Genomic DNA, 16814 nt, shown 5'->3' on the forward strand with positions numbered 1-16814 from the left:
CCCAGTTGAAGCGATTGCCCGCCGTCGGGCAGGCGCTCCCGCGCCCGCCGCGAGCGGTCAGATCAGCTTGGCGTCCAGCAGCTCGCTCTTGAGGTAGGCGTAGTAGATCGGCGCGGCGACCAGGCCCGGGATGCCGAACAGCGCCTCCATCACCATCATCGCGATGAGCAGCTCCCAGATCTGCGACTTGATGCGCGTGCCGACGATGCGCGCGCCCAGGAAGTACTCGAGCTTGTGGATCACGATCAGGAACACCAGCGACGCGACGGCCACGGCCGGCGAGTGGGCCAGGCTGACGATCACGACGATGGTGTTGGACGTCAGGTTGCCGACGATGGGCAGCAGGCCGACGATGAAGGTGATCGCGATCATCGTCTTGGTCAGCGGCAGGTGGACGCCGAACAGGTGCAGCCCGATGACGAGGTAGATCGCGGTGAAGCTGGTGTTGAGCAGCGAGATCGAGAGCTGCGACAGCGCGACGTTCCGGAACGCGTGCGCGAAGTGTTCGGCGCGCGCCGTCAGCGCACGGGCCAGCGGGCCCGGCGTGGCGTGCGGATCGACTTCGCGCAGCGACAGCACGACGCCGATGACGATGGCGATGATCGTCTCGGCGACGGTGACCAGCGTGTGCGCCCCCATCATCTGCAGCTCCGCCACGTGGGCGCGCAGCCAGTCGAGCGCCTTCTGCTGCAGGTCGGCGATGTCGTCGGGCAGGTAGGCGGCCATGAACGGCGGGATGCCGGCGCGCACGCGATCGAGGATGTCCGACACCTTGGCGAGCAGGTGGGGCAGGTTCTCGATGTCGCTGCGGAAGAACGAGACCAGGCCGAACACCGCGCCCGCGATCGCGGCGATGACGACGGAGGCGAACAGGATCACCACCAGCATCTTGGCGAGCTTGGTGTTGAACCAGCGCTGCGCCAACGGCGTGATCGACACCACGAGCTGGTACACCAGCAGGCCCACCAGCAGCGGCACCAGCAGGTGCAGCTCCAGCACGCCGACCAGCGCGACAGCCGCCAGGAGGTAGGACGACAGGCGGATGGTCTGCTCGCGGGTCGAGGGGCTCATTGTTGTTGTCAGTTGGGGGCGGCGGGCCGCGGGATCAAGCCTTGGCCTTGCCGAGGTAGGTTTCTATGACGCGCGGGTCCGCGGCAAGTTCCGAAGCCGGACCGGACAGCGCGATCGCGCCGGTCTCGAGCACGTAGGCATGGTCGGCCACCGCCATCGCGGCCCGCGCATTCTGCTCGATCAGCAGGATGGTGGCGCCGCTCTCGCGCAGTCGCTCGATGATGCGGAAGATCTCCTTGACGACCAGCGGGGCCAGTCCGAGGCTGGGCTCGTCGAGCATCAGCAGGCGCGGCCGGCCCATCAGCGCGCGGCCGATCGCCAGCATCTGGCGTTCGCCGCCCGACAGCGTGCCCGCCGCCTGCGCCTGGCGTTCGTGCAGGCGCGGGAACAGCTGGTAGATCTCGTCCAGCCGCGCGGCCTGCTCGGCGCGCGGCGTGCGGCGCTGGCGATAGCCGCCCAGCACGAGGTTGTCGACGACGGGCATCGTCGCGAAGAGGGCGCGCGTCTCGGGCACCAGCGCGATGCCGCGCTGCACGCGTTGCTCGAGCGACAGCCGCTGGATCGTCTCGCCATCGAAGCGCAGCTCGCCGCGCGACGGCAGGACGCCCATCAAGGCGTTGAGCAGCGTGCTCTTGCCGGCGCCGTTGGGCCCGACGACGGCGACCACGCTGCCGGACTTCGCCGAGAGGCTGACGCCGGACAGCACCTCGGCGCGGCCATAGCCTGCGTGCAGGCCGTCGACTTCGAGGAGTGGCGTGGTCATCATCAATGCTCCACGCCGAGATAGGCCGCGCGCACCGCGGGATCCTCGCGCACGGCGTCCGGCGTGCCCTCGGTCAGCTTGGTGCCGAACTCGACGACCACGATGCGGTCGGTCAGCGTCATCACGAAGTCCATGTCGTGCTCCACCAGCAGCAGGCTCATGCCTTCGGCGCGCAGCTGCGACAGCACCTCGGCCAGGGCCTGCTTCTCCTTCAGGCGCAGGCCGGCGGCGGGTTCGTCCAGCAGCAGCAGCGCGGGATCGGTGCACAGCGCGCGCGCGATCTCCATCAGGCGCTGCTGGCCCAGCGCGAGATTGCCGGCGGGCTCGTTGGCGAGCGCGCTCATGCCGATGCGATCGAGCTGCCTCCAGGCTTCGGCCAGCAGGCGACGCTCGTCGCGGCGGTCGAGGCGCAGCATCGCGCGCAGCACGCCGGCACCGACGCGCCGATGCGCGCCGAGAGCCACGTTCTCGAGCACGCTCATGTCGGCGATCATGCGCACATGCTGGAAGGTGCGCGACATGCCACGCCGCGCGATCGCGCGCGAAGTGAGCCCGCTCACGCGCGCGCCGCGGAAGTCCACTTGCCCGCTCGTGAGAGGCAGCACGCCCGTGATGAGGTTGAACATCGTCGACTTGCCCGCGCCGTTGGGCCCGATCAGGCCGACGATCTCGCCGGCGCGCACGTCGAAGCCGACGTCGTTGACCGCGACGAGGCCGCCGAACTGCTTGCGCGCCTTCGCGACCGACAGCACCGTCTCGCCGCGCGCCGGCGGCGTCGCCTTCGGCAGCGGCGCTGCATCGGCCCAGGTCGACGGATCCTGCCGCCGCTGCGGCAGGCGCCGGGTGGCCAGCGACCACAGCCCCTGCGGCGTCACCTGCAGCACCAGGATCAGCACCATGCCGAACACCACCAGCTCCACCGGCCCGCTGGTGTTGAGCAGCGCCGGCAGCCAGTTCTGCAACTGGTCCTCGGCGACCTTGACCGCCGCGGCGCCGACGAACGCACCACCGACCAGCCCGACACCGCCCAGCACCGCCATGAACAGGTACTCGATGCCCATCTGCAGCCCGAACGGCGACGGGTTGACCGAGCGCTGGTAATGCGCGAACAGCCAGCCCGAGAGCGACGCGTAGATCGCCGCGATGACGAACGCCAGCACCTTGTAGCGCAGCGTCGCGATGCCCATGGCCTCGGCCATCAGCGTGCCGCCCTTCAACGCGCGGATCGCCCGGCCGGGGCGCGAGTCGAGCAGGTGGCGCAGCGCCACGGCGCCCAGCAGCGCGACGATCCAGATCAGGAAGTACGACGCGCGGCCGGTGCGGAGCTCGAGGCTGCCGATGGCCACCGGCGGGATGCCCTGCAGGCCGTCGAACTTGCCGAGGAAGTCGAGGTTGCCGACCAGGAAGAACATCGCCAGCCCCCACGCGATGGTGGCCAGCGGCAGGTAGTGGCCCGACATGCGCAACGTGACGCCTGCGACGACCAGTGCGACGACCAGCGTCAGCGCGATCCCGCACGCGAGCCCGATCCACGGCGACCAGCCGAGCGCGGTCGTGACGTACGCGGACGCGTACGCGCCCAGGCCGACGAACGCGGCCTGCCCGAACGACGTGAGCCCGGCCACGCCGGTCAGCAGCACCAGGCCCAGCACCACCGTCGCATACAGGCCGATGTAGTCCAGCTGCGTGATCCAGAACTCGGGCACGGGCAGCAGCGGCAGCGCGAACAGCAGCGCGACGCCGGCGGCGGTGGCGATCTTGAAGGCAGAGGTTTTCATCACTCGTCGTCGTCGTGCTGGCGGTCGGTCAGCGAGCGCAGCAGCAGGATCGGGATGATCGCGGTGAACACGATCACGTCCTTGTAGGCGCTGGCCCAGAACGAGCTGAACGAGTCCAGCAGGCCGACGAGCAGCGCGCCGCCCACGGCCAGCGGATAGCTCGCGAGGCCGCCGAAGATCGCGGCGACGAAGCCTTTGAGGCCGATGAGGAAGCCGCCGTCGTAGATCATCGTCGTGGTCGGGCCGATCAGCAGCCCGGACAGCGCGCCGATGAACGCCGCCATCGAGAACGCGCTGCGGCCGGCGTGCTCGGTCGACACGCCCATCAGCCGCGCGCCGAGCCGGTTGATGGCCGTGGCGCGCAGCGCCTTGCCGGCGAGCGTGCGCGCGAAGAACAGGTACAGCGCGCCCATCAGCAGCGCGGACGTCAGCACGGTCACGATGGTCTGGCCCGAGACCGTCACCGCGCCGACGGCGAAGCTGGCGTCCCAGAACGGCGGCGTGCGGTAGCCCTCGGCGCCGAAGAACACGAGGCCCAGGCCGACCAGCGTGAAGTGCACGCCGACCGAGACGATCAGCAGCAGCAGCACCGAGGCGTCGGCCAGCGGCTGGTAGGCGAGCCGATAGACCAGCGGGCCGAGGGCCGTGACGAGGACCAGCGTGATCACGCCCTGCAAGGCCAGCGGCCACTGATGCCCGCTCGCGACATACGTGACCGCGGCCGCCGCGACGGGCAGGGCGCACAGCCGCGCGATCTCGAGGCCGGTGGCCGGCCACGCACGCTTCGTGCGCACGCCGTCCCACAGCTCGCGCAGCACGGTCAGCGCGGCCAGCAGCAGCGCCAGCCAGACCGTGCCGGGCACGCGCCCGAGCTGCAGCATCGCGAGCGTCAACGCGCTGTAGGCGACGAACTCGCCTTGCGGGATCAGGATGACGCGCGTGACGGCGAACACCAGCACGATGGCCATGCCCAGCAAGGCATACACGGCGCCGTTGCCGATGCCATCGAGCAGCAGCACGGCGGCGATCGTCGAATCCATCAACCCTCCATCATCTTGGGAAGCTCCGCCGGGTGGAGGCGCCGATCAATGCCCGACCGACCGGTCGGTCGTGAATTGCAGGAAGTATAGGTGGCGTGCCGCGTCGCCGGCTTGGGGATGACCCGGGCGTGGGCGTCTCAAGCCGTCCTCGCCCGCGATGCACGCTTGGCGGCGACGGGCGCCGCACGCGGGACGCGGACAAGCCGCGGGTGGGGCATCGGCGCCGGCATGTTGCGCACGCCGTCGAAGAAGAGATTCAGCACCAGCGGCGTGACGGAGGCATGGGTCAGCGCGCCGTTCGGCCTGAGCCACGTGAACATCCAGTTCAACATGCCGAACAGGAGCATCGCCAGCGGCTTCGTCAGCTTCTTCTTCGCGAGATCCGGCCGCAGCGCGGCGACGGCATCGGCGAACGACTGGACGACGTGGCGTTCCTTGTCGAGGATGCGGTTGCGGTCCGGCGACGGCAGGAAGCGCACGTCTTCCGTCAGCACCCGGTGGGAGTTCTGCGCCTCGGCGTATTCGGCCAGGAACCGTTCGACCAGCACGCGCAGGCGGTCGTCGGGCGTCACCGCGGGGTCGCGTTCGACGGAGTCGCACAGCTCGACCAGCCGGCTGACATGCCCGTCGGCGATATGCGTCAGCACCTCGCTCTTGTCGCGGTAGTGGTGATACAGCGTCGCCTTGGACAGCCCGCAGGCCTCCGCGAGATCGCTCATCGACGTGCCGTGGTAGCCGCGCAGGGCGAACAGCGCCGCGGCCTCGGCGAGGATGGCCTCGCGCTGGCCCTTGCCATGGGGAGGGACGGAAGGTTGGATGCTGCGTGCCATTGCGTCGATCTGATGGCGGGATCTTATACGGTGGCGAGGCACGGGCGTGAGCGATGCGACGCGGATCCCGCGCGCGGGTTTCCACCGAAGACCGTCGAAGACGCGCGACTTAGTATCCCAACCGACCGGTCGGTCGGGAGCCTGGATTTCTCCGGCAGCGAAACGATCGGCGCATCGGCCGGACGCAGGCGCGCGCAGCCCCGCGTCCTCGAACCGCACATCAACGCACGCTGGAGACAAGCAATGGACAGCTTCACGGCCACCCCGACCCATCCTTCGCCCCGCCGCCGTCGGCCCGGCCCGAGCCGCACGGCGCTCGCCGCCGCCAGCATCCTCGCGTCGTCGACGATCCTGCAGGCGATGGCGGCGCCCGGTGCGGCGACGTGCGTGGCGCTGAAGGCCACGCCCATCGCCAACACCACGGTCACCAGCGCAACCTACGTGACGGCCGCGACGGGCAACTACTGCCTGGTCGGCGCCACGGTCGCGCCCCAGCACGACGTCCAGGTCGTGCTTCCCGACAACTGGAAGAGCCGCTACCTGCAATCGGGTGGCGGCGGCTTCGACGGCAACGTGCCGGACGCCGCCGCGATGGCCGCCGGTGGCGCCTTCGCGGCCGCGGGCGACAACCTGGTCGCCAACGGCTACGTCGTGACCGCGGACAACGGCGGCCATCGCGGCTCGCAGTATCCCGGCGCCAGCTTCGCCGTCGATCGCGGCCTGACCTTGAGCTACGCCTCGGGCAAGATCTTCGACACCCATCTGGTGGCCACCGCGCTGATGCTGCAGTACTACGGCCACGAGGCCCGCTACAACTATTTCTCGGGCTGCTCGAACGGCGGCAAGAACGCGTCCGTCGCGGCGTCGAACTTCCCGGACTACTTCGACGCCATCATCGGCGGCGACGGCGTCTGGGGCCAGGCGCGCGATCCGGTGGGCGGCAGCGACATGGCGGGCCTGACCTCGAAGTGGGCCCAGACCGTGCAGCTCGGCTCGATCACGCCGGCACAGGGCGCCGCGTTGCATGCGGCGGTGGTCAACGCGTGCGACGGGCTGGACGGCGTCAAGGACGGCATCGTTGCCAACATCCAGGCGTGCAACATCGAGAGGGTGGCGGAGCGCATGCGCTGCAGCGCGGGCGCGAGCGGCGCCTGCCTGTCCGATGCCGACTTCGCCAAGGTGACGGGCTACATCACGCCGCTGAAGCTGGACGGCCGCGTGATCGGCGCGCCCTGGTCGGGCGCGACCGATCTCTCGCTGGTCGGCGCGTCGTCGTTCGGCCTGGGCAGCGGCTTCCTCGCGATGGCCATGCGCACGCCGGCGCCGGTCAACCCGGCGACGTTCGACATCCCGCGCCAGTTCGCGGACGTCGCCGCGGTGCTCGACGGCGTGTACGGCATGACCGGCGATCTCTACGGCATCGAGCGATACCTGAAGCGCGGCAAGAAGCTGATCCTGTTCCACGGCTGGGAGGATCCCGTCGTGCCGTCGTACGTCAGCGTCGACTTCTTCAAGGCGCTGACCCGCGCGGAGGGCGAGGCCTCCGACAACGTCCGGCTCTACATGGATCCGGCGGTCGCCCATTGCGGCGGCGGCAACGGCGCCGACTCGACGGATCTCGTGGCCGTGGCGGCGAAGTGGGTCGAGCAGAACGAGGAGCCGGGGTCGTACCGCAATCCCACCGTCGCCTGGAAGCGCGCCGGCGCCTCCGCCCCGGCGGACGTCAGCGGCGCCTCGTTCACGCGCCCGCTGTGCCCGTACCCGTCCTATGCGCACTACGTCGGCCGGGGCGACGTCGACGCGGCGGCGAACTACGTGTGCCGGCCGGGCCTCTGACCGCACGGACGGGCGGGAGCCTGCCTTGCCATGAAGGTGCATCGCGCGGCCTCCTGCCGCGCCACGGAGCACCACATCATGGACACGCAACAGGGAACCGTCACCGTCTGGCAATCCGGCCGGCTCGCGCCGCGCGCCGCGGAGCAGCGCCTCGAATTCACGCGCGAGCAATGGACGGGCGCGGCGCTGCTGGCGCTGTCGGCGTTCGTGCTGGCGATGTATGTGATCGTGCTGCAGAGGGACGTCGACCACAGCGAACTGGAGCACGCCACGCAGCGCTCGCGCGCGGTGGCCGAGGCGCAGTGCGAGGCCGACCAACCCGCCGACCAGCGCGGCCGCTGCATCGCGCTGTTCAACGGCGACGTGGTCGCGGCGCAGGCCGCGCCCGATGTCGCGCCGCCCAACGCGCTCTACCAGCAGGAGAACGCCGCGCGCGCGGTGACGGTGTCGCTCGTGTCGAGCAGCCGCTGAGGCCGGCATGGAGGCCACCGAGTACCTGACGCGCCAGCACCGCGAGATCGAGGAGGCGCTGCGCGCCGCGCTGGCCGTCGACAACCCCGACGTCAAGCGCAGCCGCTTCCTCGACATCGCCGATGCGCTGATCCTGCACATCGCCGCGGAGGAGCTGGTGTTCTATCCGGCCGTGCACGAAAAGCCCAACGAGGACGTGCTGCTGGAGTCGCTCGAGGAGCACCTCGCGCTGAAGCGCCTGCTGTCGGACCTTCTCGCGCTGCATGGCGACGACGTGACCTTCCAGCCCAAGCTGCACGTGCTGCGCGAGCAGGCCGAGCATCACCACCGCGACGAGGAGCGCAAGCTATTTCCGGAAGTGCGGGCGAAGATGGACGCGGCGCGGCTGGAAGCGCTGGGCCGTGAGATGGAGGCGCAGGAACTGCGCATGCAGGCGCGCGGCAAGCCGCGCAAGACGGTGCACGAGCAGACGGACGCGGCGCGTCCGCTGCCCTGAACGTCAGTCGTCGAGCAGGCCGCGCTGCCACATGGCGTCGGCTTCGTCGAACGGGCCCGCCGTCCCGGTGAACGCGTCGGCGGCGTGCGCGAGCGCGAGCCAGTGCCGCGTGTCGTGGAAGCCGCGCGGCGTCTCGTCCGAGCGCGCCTGGTCGAACCAGGCGAGCACCTGGGCGTACTGGTCGGCGTGGTGGGCGTGCGTCCAGGCCAGGCCGACGAGGTCGGCGTAGGCCTCCTCGCGTCGCGTGATGCGCATCTCGCGCGCGATCGCCTGCAGTTCGACGGTGGGCTGGCGGTTCTCGATCGCGTCTGGCTTGTCGGCCAGGCCCGAGGGCAGGCTGTTGAACGCGCCGCTGCGGTGGCGTTGGCAGTGGCCGATCTCGTGCGCGGCCATCGCCTCGAGCGTGGCCTGCAGCAGCGGCGGGGGGATGGCGGCGAGCGTGGATTCGGCGGCGGGGTTGCCGCGCATCGCGAAGACCAGCTTGCAGCGGCCTTCGTCGTAGCCCATCGCGATGGGCGCGGCGCCGGCTTCGGCCTGCGGCAGCACGACGATGTCGATCGGCAGGCCTTGCTTGAGCGCCCAGGCCACGGGCGGCGTGGCGCCGGCGAGCCAGCGGCGTTCGGTGTCGGTGAGGTCGGCTGCCGCGGGGGCGGCGTGCGACGCGAGGAGCAGGGCGGAGAACGCCAGGACGGAAGCGATTCTGGCGGCCACGTCGGCTCCTCGAGACAGTCCTGGGCTACTTCTGGCGCGCCTGACGGCAACTGGCCAGGGTACGCTCCAGCAGCGAACGCGCCTTGTGCCCCGTCGCGTTGGGTTGCAGCAGGTGGCCGGTCTCCTCGAAGAAGCGGTTGGACAGCGCATGCACGACCTGCGGGTGGGCGCCGCCCTGGCGCTCCAGCAGCGACGGCGTGGCCGCGCCCAGCAGCGCCTTGCGCAGCATCTTGGCGTGCACGCGGTAGCGCAGCGCGTTCATGGGCACGCGACCCACCTCCATGGCCTGCAGTTCGCCGGCGAGGTGTTCGATGAAGAGCTGTTTCGAGTCCATGACTGAAGCATGACATCGGCCATGGGCCCCGTTCCGCGGAACACCGGGCGCAAATGTGCGTTTTTCCCGGTCGGAACGGGAAATCTGGCGGCCGCGGCGGTGCTTGCGGGCGCGCCTGGCGACACCCCGTTACACGGCTTGCGGACTGACAGATGTCGCGCGCCTCAGCCTGGCGCCGGCGATACCGGTGCGGGCATGGCCGCGCCCCGGTCGCGCAGCGATCCGCAGCGGCGCGCGTAGACCCAGGTGAACTCGGCGCCCAGCAGGAAAATCTGCGCCGACCAGTAGACCCACACGACCATCGCCACCAGCGACGCCGCCGCGCCGAAGGTCGACGCCACCGCGCTGCGGCCGATATACAGGCCGATCGCCATCTTGCCGACCGTGAACAGCAGCGAGGTCACGACGGCGCCGATCCAGACGTCGCGCCACTCGATGCGCACGCGCGGCATCAGCTTGTAGATCATCGCGAAGGCCACCGTGACGAAGCCGAAGCTGGTGACGAAATCGACCGCCGACGCGGCCGCGCCGAGATCCAGCACGCTGCCGAACCAGCGCTGCACCGTCGCCAGCAGCGCGCTGGCCACGAGCGAGACCATCAGCAGGAAGCCGATGCCCATGATCATGCCGAGAGACATCATCCGCGAGCGGAACCACTTGAAGACGCTGGTGTGGGTGTCGCGCTGCGGCGCGCGCCAGATGCGGTCCAGCGAGTTCTGCAACTCGCCGATCACCGTCGTCGCGCCGATGACGAGCGCGCCGATGCCGAACAGCGTCGCGAGGATGCCGGCCTTCGGATGGTTGACGCTCGCGAGCAGGCTCTGCACCGCGCGGGCGCCGTCGACGCCCATCAGGCCCTCGAGCTGGTCGAGGATCTCGCCGCGCGCGGCCTGCTCGCCGAAGAACAGGCCCGCCACCGAGATCACGATCAGCAGCAGCGGCGCGATCGAGAACATCGTGTAGTAGGCGAGGGCGGCGCCCATGCTGGAGGCGTAGTCGTTGCTCCAGGACGCGAGCGTCTCGCGCGCGAGCGACCAGGCGGTGGCGGGCTTCATCAAGGTTTGAATCTCCAAAACGACAGCGCCCGCACGAGGCGGGCGCAGGCGGACGGGGCGAAGCCCGTCACGGATGCACGGCGATCAGGACGCCGTCGCGCGCGCCTGGTCGCGCAGCGAGCGCACCTGCGCGTGGTTGCGCTTGACGCCCTCGTACTGGCGCTCGATCAGCATGCGGACGTTGTCGGGCAGCGCCTGGTCGAGCGCGTCGCGATAGCGTTCCATCGCGGAGTCCTCGCCCTTCTCGCAGGCTTCGAGCAGCGACTTGTCGCTGTAGCCCGAGAGCGTGCCCAGCAGCGAGACCCAGCCGCGATGCAGCGCGCCGCTGGCGCTGCCGCCGGTCTCCGGATCGCCGCCCAGCTGCAGCACCTGCGCGCGCAGGTCGGCGCAGGCCTGGTGGCACTCGCTCGCACGGGTGGCGAACAGCGTCTTCAGGTCCGCGGAGTGCACGTGCTCGGCCACGTTACGAAAGCCGCGCTCGCCGTCGTTGCAGGTCTCGATGAGGGTGTTGAGGACGTCGATGGTGTCTTGGTTGTCCATGATGGAGGCCTTTCAGAGTGGCAGTGAAGTAAGGCTTGGACGGCAGATCGTGTGCCCGTCGCGCGGCGACGCGGGCGATCGGGAAGTCCTGCTGGTCCGTGGCTCAGAGGAAGAACTCGAAGCGCCGCGCGATGGTCTCGACGACGCGCTGGCGCCAGCCGCGCTTCTTCCATTCGGCCGGTACGATCTCCTTGGAGCGCGCGACGTCCGCCATGAAGACACGTTCCATCTCCTGCGCGAGCCCGGCGTCGAGGGCGATGAGGTTGGCCTCGGCGTTGTGCAGGAAGCTGCGCCAGTCGAGGTTGCTGGAGCCGACCGTCGTCCACATGCCGTCGATGACGCAGGTCTTGGCGTGCAGCAAGGTGTCGTGCAGTTCGTGCAGGTGGATGCCCGCGCGCAGCAGCCGCGTGTAGTGCGAGCGGCCGGCCTGCAGGGGCGCCCAGAAGTCGCTGACGCCGGGCAGCAGCAGGTGCACGTCGACGCCACGCCGCGCGGCGCGCAGCAGCGAGCGCATCAGGCGGCGCGTCGGCACCAGGTAGGCCGTCGTGAGGAAGATGCGGTGCTGCGAGGCGTCCAGCGCCGACAGCAGCGCGCGATAGAACGGATTGCGCCGCCGCCCGGCATCGCAGGCGGCGAGCGCGACGCGTTGGCTGCCGACGGGCGCGAGCGGCGGGAAGTAGTGCGTGCCGCGCAGCGCGATCTCCGAGTGCCGGCTCCAGTGCCGCATGAACAGCCGCTGCAGCTGCGCCACGATCGGGCCTTCGACGCGCACGTGGGTGTCGCGCCAGCCCGGCTTGTCGGCGGCCCCGTCGGCGGGGCCCGAGCCGCCCATCGCGGCCAGCGGCGACGAGCCCGCCGAATACACCGAGCTGATGTTGACGCCGCCGATGAAGCCGATGCGCCCGTCCACCACCATCATCTTGCGATGGTCGCGCAGGTGCAGCGCCCGGCTGAGCAGGTTGCCCAGCTTTCGCACGGGGCTGTATTCGCACACGTTGACGCCGTTGGCGCGCAACTCGTCGAAGAAGCTGGCGGGCGTGGCGAGCGAGCCGAGGCTGTCGTAGATGACGTTGACGCGCACGCCGGCCCTGGCCTTGTCGATGAGCCGCCGCGCGAATTCCTCGCCGGGGCCGTCGGCCTCGAGGATGTAGCTCTCGAGGTTGACGTGGTCGCGCGCGTTGGCGATGGCCTCGAACATCGCGGCGTAGGTGTCGGGGCCGTCCTGCAGCAGGTCGACGCGGTTGCCGGTGACCAGCGGCTCGCCGAGGCCCGCGACGAGCGCGTGCGCATGGCTGGCGTGCACGGCCGTCAACGGTGCCACCTTGGCGGGAACGAGCTTGGCCGGCGGGGACAACCGGAGCGAGACGGGCGCGGACATCGGCGTTTCCTTCCCGGGTTCGGCTGCGCGAGGAGACGCGCACTGCCGCAGGCGGGGCAGTCTTCATGGCAACGCCCATGCCCAGCCGGCGCTGTAGGAGGAGGCGGCTCGCCAACGAGCCGTCGTCCTACGACGCACGCCAAGGTCGCGGCACGGTGGTTGCCAAAACAGGTCATCACAGTCTCACAAGACATCCGAGGAACCCCAAATGACCTCCAAGTTTCGTGCACTCACCCACGGCGCAGTCGCCGCGGCGGCGCTCGGGATCGCGTTCGCTGCCTGCGCCCAGTCCTCGCAGACCAGCCTGGCGAAGGAGATCGGGGACGCGGGACCGCAGGCGGGCAAGAGCTTCGTCGACCTGTCGGTCGGCAAGGCCACGTACAACACCTCGTGCGGCAACGTGGCCGGGCTGACCTGCTCGCGCGGCACGACCTCCTACAGCCTGACGGCCGGCAACATGATCACCGACAACGTCGGCATCGAGCTCTCCGCCATGAACCTCGGCAAGGCCAACGTCGCCGGCGGCAGCGTGATCGCGCGCGGCATCAACCTCGCCGCCGTCGGCCGCGTGCCGCTCGGCGACACGTTCGCCGTCGAAGGCAAGGTGGGTCCGACCTACGGCGTGACGCACGTCACCGCGGCGACCGAGTCGGGCCTGGTCACCGGCCGCGCGTCCGGCGTCGGCCTGGGCTACGGCGTGGCGCTCGACGTCAACGTGGCGCGCGGCCTGCACGGCTCGCTCGGCTGGGAGCAGCATGACTTCAAGTTCGCCGGCCAGGGCCGCTCCAACGTCAAGAACGTGACGCTGGCGCTGGGCTACACCTTCTGAACGCGCGCCACGACAACCAAGGGTCTTCCATGAAACACGTCTATCCCGTCCGCCATCCCGCGTCGCTCGATGCGACTCCCAAGGGCTCGACGACCACGTCGCGCGACAGCGCGCACGAGCCGTCGCTGCCGCACGAGCAGGACGAGTCCAGCAGCAGCCAGGCGAGCGCCACGCCGCAGCACCAGGAAGTGGGCCGCAAGGCCTACGACGACGCCACCGACGGCAGCGCGGACACCGACAAGGGACCGGTGATGGACAAGCTCTACAACGAGCAGGTCGCGCCGCATCGCGGACCCGCGAGTCCGCGCCATTGAGCGAGCCGCGGACGCGCGCGGCGAGGCGCCGGGCTTGCAGCAATTCTGGGGCCCGGTGGCGTTGGAATCCGGGTTGCCCCGCCCGCATTATTCAAATGCATGGAGCATTGACGGCCTGGGCGTTCAATCAGGCTGCACAAAAGTGGGGGATTGCCTCATTTGAGAGCAATCAAACGTGGAGGGTGGCGGGTTTACCCTCGGATGAGAATTCTGGCACGACCGTTGCAATCCACTGAGGCATGAACGCGAATCCGGCAACTCTTGCCGGCGACGCGGGCCCCTACGCTCAGGAGGAACCAATGGGTTCGATGGACTTCCGCACCGAACAGCGCCAGACACAGACGCTGTCCCCCCGCCTGCAGCACGCCGTCCGGCTGCTGCAGCTCTCCTCGCTCGAATTCGCCCAGCAAGTCCACGACGCCCTGGGCAAGAACCCGTTCCTGGAAGAGGACGGCAATCCCGACGATCAAGGCGACGACGGGCTGTCGCCCGAACAGGCCGCCGAGGCGCAGGAAGCGCGCGAGGCCCAGGAGGCCGCCGCCGAGACCATGGCCGCGCCCGAGGGCGACCTGCCCGGCGAAGGCGACCGCGACATGTGGCAGGCCGACGGCCTCGGGTCGGGCAAGCGCGCCGACGACGACGAGACCAGCGCGCTCGACATGATGGCCGTGCCCACCTCGCTCGCCGCCCACCTGCACGGCCAGCTCGCCGTGCTGCCGCTGACGCTGCGCGACCTCGTGCTGGCCAAGGTGATCGTCGAATCGCTGGACGACGACGGCTACCTGCGCACCGACCTGCAGGAGATGATCGAAGTCGCCGACCTCGACCCCGCCGCGACGCTCGAGGAGATGCAGATCGCCCTGAAGCGCGTGCAGGCGCTGGAGCCGGCCGGCGTGGCCGCGCGCAGCGTCTCCGAATGCCTGCTGGCGCAGCTGTCGACCATCGAGGACGAGAACGCCCGCGAGATCGCGCGCCACATCATCGGCGAGCACCTGAACTGCCTCGCGGCCAAGGACGTCAGCACGATGGCGCGCGCGCTCGGCCGCACGCCGGCCGAGATCGAGGCCGTCTGCGACCGCATCCGCCGCCTCGACCCGCGGCCGGGCTGGCGCTTCGGCTCGACGCAGCTGCAGTACGTGATCCCCGACGTCATCGTGCGCAAGGTGCGCGGCCAGTGGAACGTGCAGCTGAACCCCGCCATCATCCCGAAGGTGCGCCTGAACCAGGTCTACGCGGAGCTGTTCCAGCGCCACAAGCGCGGCGTCCAGAACGCCGAGATGGCGACTCACCTGCAGGAAGCCAAGTGGACGATGCGCAACGTGGAGCAGCGCTTCTCGACCATCCTCAGCGTGGCCGAGGCCATCGTGTCGCGCCAGAAGCACTTCCTCGAATTCGGCGCGATGGCGATGAAGCCGCTGGGCCTGCGCGAGATCGCCGACGAGCTGGGCCTGCACGAGTCGACCGTGTCGCGCGTGACGAACAACAAGTACATGGCCACGCCGATCGGCGTGTTCGAGCTGAAGTACTTCTTCTCGCGCGCAATGACGACGGCCAGCGGCGGCGCCTGCTCGGGCACCGCGATCCGCGGCCTGATCAAGGACATCATCGAGGCCGAGGCACCGATGGCGCCGCTGTCCGATGCCGAGATCGCGCGCCAGCTCGCCACGCAAGGTCTGCAGGTGGCGCGCCGCACCGTCACCAAGTATCGCCAGTTGCTCAAGATCGAGGCCGTCGAGCGGCGCCGCCGCCACGCGCCGTCCTGAGTCGCCGTCCCTGTCTGATCGCCGCGGCCCGGCCGTCAAGCCGGGGCCTGCGCGTCGCCCGCGAGCGAACGTCCTGATTCGCTGCCGGCGGCGCCGTTACGTCGAGAGTCCGTCATCGCTGTCCTCATCCTGCTCTGCGTGGCCCTGGCGGCCTTCGTCGTGTTGCTCGCGGCGCGCCTGCGCTCGGCGTCGGCCCACATCGCGGAATTGAGGGATCAGCGCGACCGGGATGTCGAGACGATCGCCAAGGCTCGCCAGGAGGCGTTACGCATGTCCACGATCGACGATGAACTGCTGCGCGTGAAGACCGCGCTGAGCGACGCCCAGTCGGCGCTCGCGGCCGTGCGCGCCGAGCGCGACGGCGCGATCCGCGATGCCGAGGCGGCGCATCGCCAGCGCCATGCCTTCCTGGCCGGCCTCGCACACGACCTGCGCAATCCGCTGGCGCCGCTGTCCAACGGCATCGAGCTGCTGCGCCTGACCGACAACGACCCCGCCGGCCGGCTGCGCACGCGCGGCATCATGGAGCGCCAGGTCGGCAACCTGATGCGCATCGCCGACGAGCTGTCCGATCTGGCGCGGCTGTCCGGCGACCACTCGACGCTGCAGCGGGCCTCGTTCGATCCGGGCGAGGTCCTGCGCGGCCTCGCCGACCGCCTGGAGCCGACGCTGCGCGCGCAGGAGATGACGCTGCAGCTCGACACCGCCTCGCTGCCGCGCCTGCGCGGCGACGCCCCGCGCATCGCGCAGGCGGTCGGGCATCTCGTCGACGACATCGTGCGACACACCGAGCGCGGCAGCACGATCCGCATCGCGGCGAGCAGGGAAGGCCAGACGCTCGCGCTGACGATCGCGACCGCCGCCGACCTCGACGAAGACGCCGGCGGGTCGCCAAGGCCGCTCGAGGACGTCGATGTCGCCGCGCTGGGCCTGGGCGTCGCGCTGGCGCTGCAGCTGTCGGCGCTGCACGGCGGCGGCCTGCGCGGCCGGCGTCCGCCCGGAGCGCGCCGCGCGCGCTTCACGCTGACGCTGCCGGTGGACGCGAGCGCCGCGGCGGAGGCCTCGCCCGCGAGCGCCAGCCCGGCGCAGCCGGCCACCGGCGAGCCCGCGCTGTCGGTGCTGCTGGCGGACGACAACATCGATTTCTCGCACAGCTTCGGCACGATGCTGGAGCTGCTGGGCCACCGTGTGGAGGTCGTGCACGACGGGCTGTCGGCGGTGGCATCCATCGTCGGGTCGCCGCCCGACATCGCGTTCGTCGACATCGGCATGCCCTCGCTCGACGGCGTCGAGACGGTGCGGCGCGTCCGCGGCCAGGGCAACACGCAGGACGTGGTGCTGGTGGCCGTCACCGGCCGCGGCGGCGCCGAGGACCGGGCGCGCGCGGCCGAGGCGGGCTTCGACCGCTACCTCGTCAAGCCTTTCGCGATGCAGGACGTGCGCGACGCGCTCGACGCCGCCCAGGCGGTGCGCAGCGGCGCGGTCGCGCGCGTGCCGGGCGGGTTCGCGTCCACGCGGGTGGCCTGAGTTCTTGCCGTCTGGGCATGGACGTTGCCGCCTGCAGGCGAGGGCGCCCGCTGGCGGCGCCGACCCGACCGGGAGAAA

The 16814-nt window shown here is 70.3% G+C and carries 17 protein-coding genes; 7 read left to right on the forward strand and 10 right to left on the reverse strand.

What is annotated here, in order from left to right:
* Nucleotides 1–57: 57 nt before the first annotated feature.
* The 5 genes from LPC04_RS10365 to LPC04_RS10385 form a co-directional block, all read right to left on the reverse strand.
* Nucleotides 58–1071 (reverse strand): AI-2E family transporter, encoded by a 1014-nt coding sequence (locus tag LPC04_RS10365; RefSeq protein ID WP_275682141.1) that lies wholly within the window; start codon nt 1069–1071, stop codon nt 58–60.
* Between the two features lie 34 nt (nt 1072–1105).
* A complete protein-coding gene (locus LPC04_RS10370; protein WP_275682142.1) occupies nt 1106–1834 on the reverse strand; it encodes an ABC transporter ATP-binding protein in 729 nt (242 codons plus the stop codon).
* 2 nt (nt 1835–1836) lie between these two features.
* Nucleotides 1837–3612: a branched-chain amino acid ABC transporter ATP-binding protein/permease gene (locus LPC04_RS10375; RefSeq protein ID WP_275682143.1), complete on the reverse strand. Its 1776-nt coding sequence runs from the start codon at nt 3610–3612 to the stop codon at nt 1837–1839.
* On the reverse strand, nt 3612–4652 hold the full coding sequence (locus LPC04_RS10380; RefSeq protein WP_275682144.1) for a branched-chain amino acid ABC transporter permease: 1041 nt from the start codon (nt 4650–4652) through the stop codon (nt 3612–3614). The genes LPC04_RS10375 and LPC04_RS10380 overlap by 1 nt, the downstream gene beginning before the upstream one ends.
* Nucleotides 4653–4789: 137 nt before the next feature.
* The gene (locus tag LPC04_RS10385; RefSeq protein ID WP_275682145.1) at nt 4790–5482 is read right to left on the reverse strand and encodes a TetR/AcrR family transcriptional regulator; all 693 of its coding nucleotides are present in this window, start codon (nt 5480–5482) and stop codon (nt 4790–4792) included.
* A 243-nt stretch (nt 5483–5725) separates the two neighbouring features.
* Between LPC04_RS10385 and LPC04_RS10390 the strand changes: the two genes are divergently transcribed.
* From LPC04_RS10390 to LPC04_RS10400, 3 genes are all read left to right on the forward strand, one after another.
* A complete protein-coding gene (locus LPC04_RS10390; RefSeq protein ID WP_275682146.1) occupies nt 5726–7318 on the forward strand; it encodes a tannase/feruloyl esterase family alpha/beta hydrolase in 1593 nt (530 codons plus the stop codon).
* Nucleotides 7319–7396: 78 nt separating this feature from the next.
* Nucleotides 7397–7789 (forward strand): hypothetical protein, encoded by a 393-nt coding sequence (locus LPC04_RS10395; RefSeq protein WP_275682147.1) that lies wholly within the window; start codon nt 7397–7399, stop codon nt 7787–7789.
* A gap of 7 nt (nt 7790–7796) precedes the next feature.
* Nucleotides 7797–8285: a hemerythrin domain-containing protein gene (locus tag LPC04_RS10400; protein WP_275682148.1), complete on the forward strand. Its 489-nt coding sequence runs from the start codon at nt 7797–7799 to the stop codon at nt 8283–8285.
* A 3-nt stretch (nt 8286–8288) separates the two neighbouring features.
* Here the strand turns inward: LPC04_RS10400 and LPC04_RS10405 are convergent, their stop codons facing one another.
* The 5 genes from LPC04_RS10405 to LPC04_RS10425 all read right to left on the reverse strand — a co-directional run bounded on the left by LPC04_RS10405 (nt 8289) and on the right by LPC04_RS10425 (nt 12303).
* Nucleotides 8289–8996 (reverse strand): hypothetical protein, encoded by a 708-nt coding sequence (locus tag LPC04_RS10405; RefSeq protein ID WP_275682149.1) that lies wholly within the window; start codon nt 8994–8996, stop codon nt 8289–8291.
* Between the two features lie 25 nt (nt 8997–9021).
* Entirely contained in the window at nt 9022–9330 is a 309-nt protein-coding gene (locus LPC04_RS10410) for a hypothetical protein (protein ID WP_275682150.1), read from the reverse strand.
* 164 nt (nt 9331–9494) lie between these two features.
* Nucleotides 9495–10385: a YihY/virulence factor BrkB family protein gene (locus tag LPC04_RS10415; RefSeq protein ID WP_275682151.1), complete on the reverse strand. Its 891-nt coding sequence runs from the start codon at nt 10383–10385 to the stop codon at nt 9495–9497.
* An 84-nt stretch (nt 10386–10469) separates the two neighbouring features.
* Nucleotides 10470–10925, reverse strand: a complete 456-nt coding sequence (locus tag LPC04_RS10420) for a ferritin-like domain-containing protein (protein ID WP_275682152.1) — start codon at nt 10923–10925, stop codon at nt 10470–10472.
* A gap of 103 nt (nt 10926–11028) precedes the next feature.
* The gene (locus LPC04_RS10425; RefSeq protein ID WP_275682153.1) at nt 11029–12303 is read right to left on the reverse strand and encodes a phospholipase D-like domain-containing protein; all 1275 of its coding nucleotides are present in this window, start codon (nt 12301–12303) and stop codon (nt 11029–11031) included.
* A gap of 208 nt (nt 12304–12511) precedes the next feature.
* Between LPC04_RS10425 and LPC04_RS10430 the strand changes: the two genes are divergently transcribed.
* From LPC04_RS10430 to LPC04_RS10445, 4 genes are all read left to right on the forward strand, one after another.
* The gene (locus LPC04_RS10430) at nt 12512–13132 is read left to right on the forward strand and encodes an outer membrane beta-barrel protein (RefSeq protein WP_275682154.1); all 621 of its coding nucleotides are present in this window, start codon (nt 12512–12514) and stop codon (nt 13130–13132) included.
* A 29-nt stretch (nt 13133–13161) separates the two neighbouring features.
* Nucleotides 13162–13446, forward strand: coding sequence for a hypothetical protein (locus LPC04_RS10435; protein WP_275682155.1), 285 nt, complete (start codon nt 13162–13164; stop codon nt 13444–13446).
* A gap of 299 nt (nt 13447–13745) precedes the next feature.
* Nucleotides 13746–15209: an RNA polymerase factor sigma-54 gene (gene rpoN / locus LPC04_RS10440; RefSeq protein WP_275682156.1), complete on the forward strand. Its 1464-nt coding sequence runs from the start codon at nt 13746–13748 to the stop codon at nt 15207–15209.
* A 270-nt stretch (nt 15210–15479) separates the two neighbouring features.
* Nucleotides 15480–16736 carry a hybrid sensor histidine kinase/response regulator gene (locus LPC04_RS10445; RefSeq protein WP_275682157.1) on the forward strand — a complete coding sequence of 419 codons (1257 nt, stop codon included), beginning with the start codon at nt 15480–15482 and terminating at the stop codon, nt 16734–16736.
* Nucleotides 16737–16814 lie beyond the last annotated feature (78 nt).

The organism is Scleromatobacter humisilvae (assembly GCF_023231945.1).
GTDB lineage: Bacteria > Pseudomonadota > Gammaproteobacteria > Burkholderiales > Burkholderiaceae_C > Scleromatobacter > Scleromatobacter humisilvae.